At 69.3% G+C, this 12,041-nt stretch carries 12 protein-coding genes; 8 read left to right on the top strand and 4 right to left on the bottom strand.

All coding sequences use genetic code 11. The annotated features are described in order from the left end of the window. Positions 1–132 precede the first annotated feature (132 nt). The 4 genes from ACFVS6_RS36925 to ACFVS6_RS36940 all read left to right on the top strand — a co-directional run bounded on the left by ACFVS6_RS36925 (position 133) and on the right by ACFVS6_RS36940 (position 3,947). Entirely contained in the window at positions 133–576 is a 444-nt protein-coding gene (locus tag ACFVS6_RS36925; RefSeq protein ID WP_389710921.1) for a nuclear transport factor 2 family protein, read from the top strand. A gap of 118 nt (positions 577–694) precedes the next feature. After that, positions 695–1,606, top strand: coding sequence for an NADP-dependent oxidoreductase (locus tag ACFVS6_RS36930; protein WP_389710922.1), 912 nt, complete (start codon positions 695–697; stop codon positions 1,604–1,606). Between the two features lie 92 nt (positions 1,607–1,698). Continuing rightward, positions 1,699–2,286 carry an NADPH-dependent FMN reductase gene (locus ACFVS6_RS36935; RefSeq protein WP_389710923.1) on the top strand — a complete coding sequence of 196 codons (588 nt, stop codon included), beginning with the start codon at positions 1,699–1,701 and terminating at the stop codon, positions 2,284–2,286. Between the two features lie 5 nt (positions 2,287–2,291). Beyond that, on the top strand, positions 2,292–3,947 hold the full coding sequence (locus ACFVS6_RS36940; RefSeq protein WP_389710924.1) for an MDR family MFS transporter: 1,656 nt from the start codon (positions 2,292–2,294) through the stop codon (positions 3,945–3,947). A gap of 96 nt (positions 3,948–4,043) precedes the next feature. Here ACFVS6_RS36940 and ACFVS6_RS36945 read toward each other — a convergent pair whose 3' ends face one another. Beyond that, positions 4,044–4,784, bottom strand: a complete 741-nt coding sequence (locus ACFVS6_RS36945) for a hypothetical protein (protein ID WP_389710925.1) — start codon at positions 4,782–4,784, stop codon at positions 4,044–4,046. A 111-nt stretch (positions 4,785–4,895) separates the two neighbouring features. Next, on the bottom strand, positions 4,896–5,846 hold the full coding sequence (gene rfbA, locus ACFVS6_RS36950; protein ID WP_389710926.1) for a glucose-1-phosphate thymidylyltransferase RfbA: 951 nt from the start codon (positions 5,844–5,846) through the stop codon (positions 4,896–4,898). 223 nt (positions 5,847–6,069) lie between these two features. On the opposite strand from rfbA, the gene ACFVS6_RS36955 reads away from it, so the two are divergent. The 4 genes from ACFVS6_RS36955 to ACFVS6_RS36970 are packed head-to-tail and all read left to right on the top strand — an operon-like array spanning position 6,070 to position 9,747. Further along, positions 6,070–7,194 carry a hydrolase gene (locus ACFVS6_RS36955; RefSeq protein WP_389710927.1) on the top strand — a complete coding sequence of 375 codons (1,125 nt, stop codon included), beginning with the start codon at positions 6,070–6,072 and terminating at the stop codon, positions 7,192–7,194. Positions 7,195–7,249: 55 nt separating this feature from the next. Then, positions 7,250–7,720, top strand: a complete 471-nt coding sequence (locus ACFVS6_RS36960; protein WP_389710928.1) for a nuclear transport factor 2 family protein — start codon at positions 7,250–7,252, stop codon at positions 7,718–7,720. An 18-nt stretch (positions 7,721–7,738) separates the two neighbouring features. Next, complete coding sequence (locus ACFVS6_RS36965) at positions 7,739–8,806, top strand: LLM class flavin-dependent oxidoreductase (RefSeq protein WP_389710929.1); 1,068 nt, start codon at positions 7,739–7,741, stop codon at positions 8,804–8,806. Beyond that, the gene (locus ACFVS6_RS36970) at positions 8,803–9,747 is read left to right on the top strand and encodes a 3-hydroxyacyl-CoA dehydrogenase NAD-binding domain-containing protein (protein WP_389710930.1); all 945 of its coding nucleotides are present in this window, start codon (positions 8,803–8,805) and stop codon (positions 9,745–9,747) included. Before ACFVS6_RS36965 ends, ACFVS6_RS36970 begins: the two co-directional genes overlap by 4 nt. An 82-nt stretch (positions 9,748–9,829) precedes the next feature. On the opposite strand, the gene ACFVS6_RS36975 is transcribed toward ACFVS6_RS36970, so the two are convergent. Together ACFVS6_RS36975 and fabD are read right to left on the bottom strand one after the other, a co-directional pair. Continuing rightward, positions 9,830–10,642 carry a BTAD domain-containing putative transcriptional regulator gene (locus ACFVS6_RS36975; protein WP_389710931.1) on the bottom strand — a complete coding sequence of 271 codons (813 nt, stop codon included), beginning with the start codon at positions 10,640–10,642 and terminating at the stop codon, positions 9,830–9,832. A 430-nt stretch (positions 10,643–11,072) separates the two neighbouring features. After that, a complete protein-coding gene (gene fabD, locus ACFVS6_RS36980; RefSeq protein WP_389710932.1) occupies positions 11,073–12,023 on the bottom strand; it encodes an ACP S-malonyltransferase in 951 nt (316 codons plus the stop codon). Positions 12,024–12,041: the final 18 nt, after the last annotated feature.

The raw sequence follows: 12,041 nt of genomic DNA on the forward strand, positions 1-12,041 counted from the left end.
GGCTCCGCCTCCGACCGGCGTCGAGTGCGTTTCGAGCAGGACACCACTCGCCTGCGGCAACGTGGAATGCCTGACGCCGCTTAGCCGCCACCCGGTTCGTCCGGCGCGGCTCCCTCCCACAGAAAGGCCCGGATGAGCAGCGAACCCACCAACCCGTCGGCCGCCGGCGACGTGTACGCCTCCGCCGAGCTGTACGCGCGGATCCAGCAGTTCTACGCCGACCAAATGGGTCTCATGGACCACGGCCACGCCGAGGAGTGGGCCGCGACGTTCACGGAGGACGCGGTCTTCCAGGGCGCGGTGTCCGGGCGCGCCGCGCTCGCCGACTCCGCTCGGGCCCATACGCGGAAGCTCGCCGAGGAGAAGGCGGACTTCCGTCACTGGATCGGCATGCTGGACGTCCGACCCGAGCCGGACGGCAGTCTGCGCACCCGCGCGTACGCGCTCACCGCGCGCACCGTGCGGGGCGAGGCACTTCAACTGACGGCGAGCGTCGTGTGCCGCGACCACCTCGTGCTGCGGGACGGCCGGTGGCTGGTGAGTCACCGGAGCCTGCGGCGCGACGGTACGGCTTGATCATTTCTTTCTCCTATCACTTGACCTCAATTCGACTTGAGGTTCTACGTTCTTCCGCAGGGCCCCTCACCGGAGCCACACGGAGCAGCAAATCGAGTTCCCAGAAGGGGCGTTGACTATGAAGGCAGCAGGCTTCCACGCGTTCGGCGGACCAGAGGTTCTAGAGCTCCTTGAGGTGCCCGCACCTCAGGCGGGCCCCGGCGAGGTCCGGGTCCGGGTCAAGGCGGCAGGCGCTCAGCCGACCGACTGCGCCGTGCGTTCCGGATGGAACCCGCCGGGCTTCACCATCACCTTCCCGCACATCACCGGGGGCGACTTCGCCGGTGTCATCGACGAGATCGGCGAGGGTGTCACCACCTTCCAGGTCGGCGACGAGGTCCTCGGGTACCGCACCCAGCTCACCTACGCCCAGTACGTGACCGTCCCCGCGGACCAGATCGTCGCCAAGCCGGCCGGTCTCCCGTGGGAGGTCGCCGGAAGCCTGTCCGCGTCCGGCCAGACGGCACACACGGCCATCGAGCTGTTGAAGGTCGGGGAGGGCGAGACCGTCCTCATCAACGGTGCCGCGGGCGGCGTCGGCACCATCGCCGTGCAGCTCGCCGTGCTGCGTGGCGCGAAGGTCATCGCCACGGCTCGCGAGGACAACCACGCGTACCTCCGTGAGTTGGGCGCGATCCCCGTGACCTACGGCGACGGGCTCGCGGACCGTATCCGCGCCGCCGCTCCGCAAGGCATCGACGCCGCCCTGGACACGGCGAGCGCAGACGGCCTGCGGGTGGCCGCGGAGCTGGTGGAGGACAAGGAGCGCGTGGGCACGATCTTCGCATTCGACGTCTACCAGGAGCTCGGGGTCCGTTGGATCGGCAGCCAGCGCTCGGCCCAGCGGCTGGGTGAACTGGCCGGTCTGGTCGACCGCGGCGAGGTCCGCGTCCACGTGCGCAAGACCTTCCCCCTGGCAGAGGCCGCCGAGGCCCACCGCGAGCTGGAGACCGGTCACGGCCGGGGCAAGATCGTCCTGCTCGCCGACTAACCGTCCCCGGGGGCCGTGGAGCAACCGTTCGCCTTCCTCCACGGCCCCCGGATCGCCATCACCCCTTGTATTCATGTGAAAGAGGTACCGTCATGACCGACAACCCCCTCAAGGTCGGCGTCCTGGTCGGAAGTGTCCGCACGGGTCGATTCGCCGACAAGATCTCCCAGTGGTTCGTCTCCGAGGCCGGTCGGCGCGATGACATGGAGATCCATGTCATCGACCTGTCGGAGCCCGCTCTCGTCGAGGAGCTGAAGCTCAACCTGGAGCCGCTGGGTACCCCCGGAGAGGCGCCGAACCTGGCCGCGCGGATCGACGGGCTCGACGCATACGTCGTCATCACTCCCGAGTACAACCACGGCTACCCGGCCTCGCTGAAGCTGGCCATCGACTACGTGTACAGCGAATGGCGCGCCAAGCCGGTCGGCTTCGTCTCGTACGGCGGCATGGCGGGCGGTCACCGCGCCGTCGAGCAACTGCGACAGGTGTTCGCCGAACTGCACGCGGTGACCCTGCGCGACACCGTGAGCTTCCACAACGCGTGGGAGAAGTTCGACGACGAGGGTCGGCCGCTTGACCTGGACGGCAGCTCGAAGGCCGCGTCCGTCCTCCTCGACCAGCTCGCCTGGTGGGGTGTCACCCTCCGCGAGGGCCGCGCCGCACGACCCTACGGCGGCTGATCCCCATGGGTGAGGTGCGCTCCGCGGCAGAGACCCCGGGTACCCCCGAGCACCGGGCCGTCATGGTGGTCATCGCCGGCCTCATCCTGGGTCTGATGCTCTCTGCCCTCGACTTCGTGATCGTCTCGGCATCCATGCGGACGATCGCCGATGAGCTGCACGGACAGACCCTGCAGGCATGGGCGACGACCGCGTATTTCGTGACAGCGACGATCGCGACCCCGCTGTTCGGGAAGCTCTCCGACATCTACGGCCGCAAGCGGCTCTACATGGCGGCGATCACGATCTTCCTGATCGGATCGCTGCTGTGCGGGCTGGCCACCACGATGTACCAACTCGCCGCGTTCCGCGCGGTGCAGGGCATCGGCGGCGGAGGTCTGGCAGCGCTTGCCTTTGCCATCATGGGCGACATCCTGACGCCCGAACTGCGGGCCCGTTACCAGGTCTACTTCTCCTCGGTGTCGGCGGTGGCCGGCGTCGCCGGTCCGCCGGTCGGAGGCCTGTTCGCCAGTGCCGACACCATCCTGTGGATCGACGGATGGCGCTGGGCGTTCCTGATCAACATTCCCATCGGTCTCGTCGCGCTGATCGTCGTCGGACTCCTGTTCAAAATGCCTTCCAAGCGACGGGCGCAGCGTGTCGACTTCGGTGGTGCGGCCTGGCTGGTGGTCGGCCTCGGACCGCTTCTGGTCGTGGCCGAACAGGGTCGTGACTGGGGCTGGGCCTCGCCGCTCTCACTTTCGATGATCCTCCTCGGCCTAGCGGGCATCGCGGCGTTCCTGTTCACGGAGCGCAGGATGGGAGATGCCGCGGTCATCCCTCTACGGCTCTTCCGCGACCGGGTGTTCTCCGTGATCAACGGTGTGAACGTCATCGTCGGCATCGGGGTGTTCGGTTCGCTCATCTTCCTGCCCCTGTACCTTCAACTGGTCAAGGGACAGTCCCCCGGTGAGGCGGGGCTGATGCTGATCCTCCAGACGGCCGGTGTGCTGACGACCAGTCGGGGCTTCAGCAAAGCGATCAACCGGTCGGGCCGCTACCGGGACTTCCTGCTGGCCGGCATGGGCCTGGTGTCCCTGACGTTGTTCGCGCTGGCCACCCTCGACGCGGCTTCGTCCCTGTGGCTGGTGGGGGCGCTGATCTTCCTCTTGGGCGCCGGTGTGGGCATCTGCTTCCCCGTCACGCTGATCGCTCTGCAGAACAACTCGCGCAAGGAGGACATGGGCGTGGCAAGCGCCGCGTACTCCTTCTTCCGCGGGATCGGCGGCGCCGCCGGCACGGCCCTGTTCCTGTCGATGATGTTCGCCCTTGCCGCCGGCCGCATCGCCGAAGCGGTCGACAGGGCGTCGGGCAGCCCCGCGTTCAGCGCCGCCGCGGCCGACCCGGCAGTCAGCGCGGACCCGGCCAACCAAAAGGTGCTGGACACCGTGAACGGTGCGGGCACCGTCGACCTGAACGACACCTCGTTCCTGCTGCACGCGGACCGCCGGATCGCGGAGCCGGTGGTCGACGGCATAGCCGAGGCGATGAGCACGGTCTTCCTGGCCGGCGGGTGCGTCATGCTCATCGGCTTCCTGCTCTCGTTCCTGCTGCCTCGTACGAAGAGGACGGAACCGGAATCCGCATCGGCGCCCGTCGGCGCCGATGCCAAGGCTCCTTGACCGGGGCGGGCACCTGCGGTGCGGCCGGGGCGCCGCGGACGTACACCGTCCGCAGCGCCCCGTTCGTCGTCCCCGCCCCCGAAGGCGGCGGTGGGATCAGTCCACCAGCCGGGGATCCGGCGCGGGACGCGGAGTGACGCGGCGCATTTCGAGGAACGCGTCCTCCGCGGCCAGAGCCCGGAAGCCGTCCCACAGCCGGCCGGCCCGCTCACCCGCGGGAACGGCGCGAAGGACGGGACCGAAGACGCCCACCGCACCGTTGACCGAGATCACGGGCACCCCGATGATGTCGAGCTCGCGGCCCTCGCGCGGGATGGATTCGTGCGCGGTGCGCAGCGCCCCGTCCCAGTCGGTCGAGTCGAGTGCGCTGATGAGCGTGCCCGGCAGACCCGTCTCGTCCAGTGCTCCGGCAACGGCCTCCCCGGCTTGTTCGAGGAGAGAGACCTGAAGATCTCGCTTGGCCTGCTGCGACATGCCGCGGGTGCGCTGGAACAGTTCGTCGTATATACCGCCCTCGCCGTGGAAGCGCCGGGCGATCGCCTCGTACAGCGGGGCGACGGCCTCTTCTCCGTGCCCGTCCCGAGCCGCGGCGAGCACCCGGACGGGTCCCGGAGCCGCCTTGAGGAATCCGGGATGCTCCTGCTCCAGGCCGGGCGAGCCTTCCAGGTACCCGAGACCGGTCAACCGCAGGGACAGCACCATCGGACGGACCGACTCGGCCTGGCGCAGCCACTGGTAGGTGATCCAGGTCCAGGCACACAGCGGATCGGCCCACAGGTCCACCCGGTCCCGGGTCTCCCCGTCGCCGCCGTCCGGCGTCGGCACGCTGTTCGTCATCGTCAACTCCTGTAATGGGAAGACACAAAGGACGAACAACGCCACCACGTCGGACAGGAGGCTCGCTGGAGGGCCGCTCGACCGCGGCCGGACGGTCGCCGCACCGGCGGCTCAGACGGCTGTGGGCAGGGCCCCCCATCCGTCGAACTGAGTACCGGCGAGGGAACCGGCGCGTTCCTCGGGACCGGCGTCACGCAGAGCGTCGGCGATCTCCATGACGTAACGCCCGTACCCGGACTTCCCGAGGAGCGCCCCGAGCCGGTGGCACTGCGCCGCGTCGATGAAGCCCATGCGCAGGGCGACTTCCTCCACGCACGCGATGCGCAGGCCCTGGCGGTGCTCAAGCGTCTGGATGTACTGGCCCGCGTCGAGGAGCGAGTCGTGGGTGCCGGTGTCGAGCCAGGTGAACCCGCGCCCGAGGTCCACGAGCTTCGCCTTGCCGCGCGCCAGGTAGTCCAGGTTGACATCGGTGATCTCCAGCTCGCCGCGGGGCGAGGGCCGCAGGCCGCGGGCGATGGACACCACGTCGTTGTCGTAGAAGTACAGGCCGGTGATGGCCCGGTTGGAGCGGGGCTTCAGCGGCTTCTCCTCCAGCGAGATCAGCCGGCCGTTCTCGTCCGCCTCGCCCACGCCGTACCGCTCCGGGTCCCGCACGGGGTAGCCGAAGAGCAGGGCGCCGTCGGTGTGCGGCATGTGTTCCTGGAGCAACAGGGAGAAGCCGGGACCGTGGAAGATGTTGTCGCCGAGAACCAGCGCCACGGAGTCGTCGCCGATGTGATCGGCGCCGATGGTGAAGGCTTCCGCGAGCCCGCGCGGCTGCTCCTGCTCGGCATAGGAGAGATTGATCCCCAGCGTGCTGCCGTCGCCGAGGACCGTGCGGAACTGCGGCAGGTCCCGTGGCGACGAGATGATCAGGATGTCCCGGATCCCGGCCAGCATCAGCACCGACAGCGGATAGTAGATCATCGGCTTGTCGTAGACCGGCAGCAGCTGCTTGGACACCCCCAGGGTGATGGGGTACAGCCGGGTGCCGCTGCCTCCGGCCAGAATGATTCCCTTCACGGATCGTCACCTCGTGTAGTCGTCGGCCCATGGCCGTCACAAGCCCATGGCCGTTCCAGCCTGGGGGTGCCCGATCGAGCGTGAATCGAGCTGCGTACGGGCCGGTCCTCCCATGTCGGGCGTCGAGCGGTGTTCCAGCGGGTCTGGACGACACGACTCCAGGGTTGTCGCGTTGCCACCCGCATTGCGGCACCGCCACGAACGAGCGAGGAAAGTGGTTCTGATGCCAAGCTTGCCGACGTCAGGCTCGGATCTGCGTGACAGAGCGGAGGAGTTGGCCTCCGTCGCGGCCCGGTACGCCGACCGCGCCGACACGGACCGGACGCTGTCGCCCGCCGTGGCCGAGGGGATCGTCGACGCCGGTTTCGCCCGGCTCTTCGTCCCGACCCGATGGGGCGGTGACGCCGGACCCGCTTCGTCCCTGTTGGACGCCGTTTCCACCCTTGCCGGGGGCTGCACTTCGGCCGCCTGGTGCGCATCCGTGATCGCCGGCGCGGGCCGAATGGGCGCCTTCCTCCCCGAGGCCGGGCAGGAGGAGCTGTGGGCCAAGGGCGCGGACACGGCCGTGGTCGGCGCGCTGATGCCGCGCGGCAGTGCCACCGAGGTCGCCGGTGGCTGGCGGGTGACCGGTGAATGGGCGTTCACCAGCGCGGTCGGGCTCTCCGACTGGGCGCTGGTCTGCGCGCTGGTGCCGTACGGCGAACATCAGGTGCCGTGGTTCTTCGCCCTGCCGCGCCAGGACTACCAAGTGGCCGACACCTGGACTTCGATCGGCATGCGCGGCACGGGCAGCAACACCTTGCTCGCCGACAACGTCTTCGTGCCCGCGCACCGCGGCTTCGCCCGGCAGGACATGGTCGAGGGGCGCAGCGTCGGTTCCGACGCCCGCTGCCACACGGCCCCGCTGCGGCTCCTGAGCGGGCTGCTCTTCGGTGCCCCCGCGCTCGGCGCGGCCCGGGCCGCCCTGCGTGTACGGGCCTCGGATTCCCTCACGGGGCCGTCCGAGGAACGTCTCGGTACCGGCCTCGCCCGCGCGGCCATCGCCGTTGACGCGGCCGGGCTTCTACTGGAACGCGCCGCGCAGGTGGCGAGCGCTCCTGCGGCGACCCCGCTCGAACTGGTGCGCACGCCGGCGGACTGCGCGTTCGCGGTGCAGCAGTTGGTCGGCGTCGTCGAGGAGCTGCTGCGGAGCTCGGGCAGTGCGGCCCAGTTGGCCGGACACCCCTTGCAGCGGATCTGGCGCGACATCCACAGCCTCGCGAGCCATGTGGCACTCCGCTTCGACCCGGCCGGCGGCGCGTACGGAGCCCGGCTCCTGGACCCCGCCGGCGGACTCAGCGCCCCGTGACCCCCGTCGACGTACCGAAGCCGGCCTGCCGGCTCACTCAGGAAAGGCAGCTCGCATGAGCGACTCCACCCCCAGCACCCCACGCACGGTGGCGGACCCCTTCGTCCCGGCGGAGCTCTACGCACAGGTGCAGCAGTTCTACGCCCGCCAGATGGGTCTCATCGACGACGGCCGGCCCGACGAGTGGGCCGAGACGTTCACCGAGGACGCCGTCTTCCAGGAAGCGAGCCGGCTGAACGAGCCGCTGCGCGGCCGAGTGGCCATCCGTGACTCCTCGCGGGCGCGCCAGCGGCGGCTGGAGGAGGACAAGCTCGACTTCCGCCACTGGCTCGGCATGCTCGACGTGCGCCCCCAGAGCGACGGTTCGCTGCGCACCCGCAGCTACGCGCTGGCCATGCGCATCCCTCGCGGTGGCGCGCTGGACATCTTCGCCAGCGTGGTCTGCAACGACCACCTGGTCCAGGTCGACGGCACCTGGAAGGTAGCCGACCGCGACCTTCACCACGACGGCTCCGGCCGCGACTGACGAGGCTGAGGAGCTTTCGTGAAATTCGGGATCGTTTTCTTCCCCACGGTCGGTCCTTCCGACAAGTCCGCCCAGCAGTACTTCGACGAGGCGCTCCGGCTCGTCGACCTCGCCGAGGAACTGGGCTTCGACCACGTCAAGATGGTCGAGCACTACTTCTTCCCGTACGGGGGCTACAGCCCCGATCCGGTCACCTTCCTCGCCGCTGCCGCGGGCCGGACCAAGCGCGTACGACTGGGCACCAGCGCCACCATCCCCGCCTTCCAGCACCCCGTGAAGCTGGCCGGAAAGCTGGCCATGCTCGACAACATCTCCAACGGCAGGGTCGATGCCGCCTTCGGCCGGGCCTTCCTGCCGGACGAGTTCAAGGCCTTCGGCATCTCCATCGACGAGTCGAAGGACCGTTTCGTCGAGGGCGTCAACGCCATCAAGCGGCTGTGGACTGAGGAAGACGTCGTCTTCGAGGGCAAGTTCCACCAGTTCGGCCCGGTCACGCTGCTTCCGCGGCCCCTTCAGGAGCCGCACCCGCCGGTCTTCGTCACCACGGCGCGCAGTGCCGAGTCCTGTGCCGAGGCGGGCCGGGCCGGGCACAACCTCCAGTCGGTGCCGAACGTGATGTCGACCGAGGAGCTCCAGAACCGGCTGGCGATCTACCGCTCCGAGTGGGCGGCCGCAGGGCACACCCCGGGAACCGAGAAGATCCACTTCAGCTACCCGTGCGTCGTCGCCGAGGACGGCGAAGAGGCCCGTGCCAAGGGCCGGCTCGATGACGACCGCAACTCGGCGGCGATCCGGGACGCCGTCGCGGCGTGGGGTACCACCCGCTCCGACGCCTACCCGGGCTACGAGAAGCTCTTCGACGCCACCAAGACGTCACACTTCGAGAAGAAGATGGAGCAGCAGAAGCTGCTCATCGGGGCTCCCGAGCAGGTCCGGGGCCAGTTGGAGCAGATCTCCGAGTGGTTCGGTGACGACATCACCATCAGCCTCGGCGTGCACTCGGGTCACCTGTCCTTCGAGGACGCGGCCACCACGATGCGGTTGATGGCCGAGCAGGTCATCCCGAAGCTGGGGGCGGGCGCGTGAGCGACTCCACGCAGCGCACCGTCACGGTGATCGGCGCGGGCACCATCGGACTGGGCTGGATCGCCCTGTTCCTGGGCCACGGCCTGAACGTGCGGGTCAACAGCCGGCGCGCGGACGCGCCGCGGATCGTCGCGGAGGGCCTGGAGCTGTTCGCGCCGTACCTGCCCGAGGGCAGCGCGGACCCGTCGACCTTCGCGGAACGGCTGACCTTCGAGCCCGACCTGGAGCGGGCCGTCGCGGACGCCGATGTCATCGTCGAGAACGCACCGGAGAACCTGGAGCTGAAGCAGGAGCTGTACGAGCGGATCGGCAAGGCGGCTCCGGCCGACGCGCTGCTGCTGTCGTCCACCTCCACCCTGAACCCCGATGACATGGGCGCCAGGATGGCCGACTCCAGCAGGCTGGTCGTGGGCCACCCCTTCAACCCGCCGCACGTGGTTCCGCTCGTGGAGGTCGTGGCCGGCGAGCGCACGTCGCCGGAGGCGGTTCGGGAGGCCGTCGAGTTCTTCGAGTCGGTCAGCCGCACCCCGGTGGTGCTGCACAAGCCGATCCTGGCCTTCGCGGCGAACCGGCTCCAGTCCGCGCTGCTGCGCGAGTCGGTGCACCTGGTGCGCGAGGGCGTCGTCACCCTGGAGGAGCTCGACCGCGTGGTCACGCACTCCATCGGCCTGCGCTGGGCGACCGTCGGTCCGTTCCTCGCCTTCCACCTGGGCGGCGGCCAGGGCGGCCTGCGCAAGTGGCTGGGCACGCTCGGCTCCAACCTGGAGCGCGGGTGGGAAGGGCTCGGTCGTCCGCCGATGGACGACGAGACCATCCGGTCGCTGATCGAGCAGGCCGAGGCGGCGTACGGCGCGAAGACGTACGAGGAGCACGTGCGCGAACGCGACGCGAAGCAGACGGCGATCCTGCGCTCGCTCGCCGCGGTGTCCGACCCGGCCTGAGCCATCGGCGCCGAAACGAGAATCGAGTCCGGGTGGGGCCTGAGGGCCCCACCCGGACTCGATTCTTTCGTGGTGCTGGCCCTCAGACCGCCGACCGCACCGCCAGCTGCTCACGGCCGGACGGGACGGGGGAAGGCCGGCGTACCGGACTCAGGAGCCCGATCTGCAGTTGCTTGAGCTCCAGCGAGGGTTCCAGGCCGAGTTCGTCGGCCAGCAGGCGCCGCACGTTCTGGTAGGCCTGAAGCGCTTCCGCCCGCCGTCCCGCCGCCCCGAGCGCCGCGATGAGCTGGCCGTGGAACCACTCGTTGAGCGGGTAGTCGTTGATGAGGCGGCGCAGCTCGGGGATGGATTCGCGGTGCCTGCCGAGTTGGTCCTCGGCCGCGATGCGGATCTCGAAGGCCCGGATGCGCAGCTCTTCGAGGTGCACGATGTGCCCGGTGAGGACGTCTCCGGCGGGAAAGTTCGACAGGGCCGGGCCCCGCCACAGGTCGAGCGCACGGCCGATCGTGTGGAGCGCCGCGGACGCGTCTCCGTCGCCCAGCTCGTCGCGGGCCCGGGCGACGAGCTGCTCGAACACGCAGATGTCTATCTCGGAGGCGTCGACCTGGATGGCGTAGCCGGGAGGGCTGGTGACGATCAGGGTGCGCCCGGCCGGCACCAGGTTCTCGCTCGCGAACATCCGGCGCGCGTGGTACACGTACGTCTGCAGCGTCGTGACCGCGCTGCGCGGAGGCTTCTCGCCCCACAGCTCCTGGATGAGTGCGTCGGCCGTGACGATCTCGTTGGGGCGGGTGAGCAGCAGGGCGAGCGTCTGACAAACCTTCGGGGTTCCGGGCCGGAATGTATTGCCGTCATCTGTGACGATCTCGAATGGGCCCATGAGATTGAAACGCATGAAAATAACTCCTCGTCAGCAAGACAGCTGCATTTCCGAACGGTCGTCGCCGGGTGGTGGAATGCGAGAGGCGTCCGCCTGGATTACTAAGAGTCTGTTGTATGGGTAATATGCACGTCAACCAGCCACATGTCATGCTGCCGTCAATTTGTGTCAGGACGTCGCGGCAACTCTGCGAGTTCGTCATTCAGGTGTCAGGAATGAAAAAAGACGGCCGCCTCGTCGGATAAATCCGACGAGGCGGCCGTCATCGTGCGACTTCCGCTGCGGAGCCACTGCGGCGTGGACCGTTTACTGTGTCCTCCGACCATTTCCTGGCCGGGGAACGACGCATTGTCCCGAGTGGGTGAGAGCCGCGGGCCCGAGGGCGTCGGCGGCACCGTTCCGCGGCGCCGGCCGCTCCCGCACCAGGTGGATCTGCGGTCGACGGTCAGACGGTCGTGTCGGTGAGCGAACCCACCGCACGGGCCAACCCCGCCGACGTGTTCGTGGCGTGTACGTGTGCGCCCGGCAGGATGCGACGGATCAGGCCTCCGAGCACCCGACCCGGCCCCACCTCCACGAACCGCTCCGCGCCCGAGGCCGCGAGCGACTCGACGGTCCCTGTCCACCGGACCGGGCTGGTGAGCTGGGCGCGCAGAGCGACGACCGCCTCGCCGGCGCTCGTCACCCAGTCCCCGGTCACGCCTGAGACCAGCGGAATCCTCGGAGCACGGAACTCGGTGGCGATCAACGTCTCGGTGAACTCCGCCTCGACCTCTCTCAGCAGGCTGGAATGGAACGGACCCCCGGTCCGCAGCGGTTCCACACGTGCCCCGGCCGCCCGAGCCGCCGCGACAACGTGGGCGACCGCCTCTGCCTCTCCCGACACGACCGTCTGCCTCGGCTCGTTCTCACCGGCCACCTCCACGACATGACCGGTCGCCGCCCGGCCCTCGGCACACATCCTGGTCAGATCCGTCCGGCGCAGGCCGATCACCGCGACGGTGGCGCTGCCGACCCGGTCCCCGACGGTGGCCACCAGCTCACCCCGCAGGCGGACCAGCCACAGCGCCTCCGTCCACTCCAGAACGCCCGCAGCCACCAGCGCCGCGTACTCCCCGAGGCTGTGACCGGCCACCGCGTCGGGCTCCAGTCCCTCACCGCGCAGAACCTCCAGTACGGCCAGGCTGGTCAGGAACACCGCCGGCTGCGCCACCGCCGGATCCTCCAGGTCCCGGGCAGAGCCCTCCAAACACAGCCGCGCCAGGGGGATCCCCAGAAGGTCATCCGCGGCCCGGAAATAGCTTCCGGCCAAATCCGGGCGCAGGGCGAGCAGATCCCTGCCCATCCCGGCGCACTCGGAGCCCTGCCCCGGGAAGACGAAGGCGGTACGGATCATCCGGTCACGTCCTTATTC

It is taken from the genome of Streptomyces sp. NPDC057939, from assembly GCF_042887545.1.
Taxonomy (GTDB): domain Bacteria; phylum Actinomycetota; class Actinomycetes; order Streptomycetales; family Streptomycetaceae; genus Streptomyces.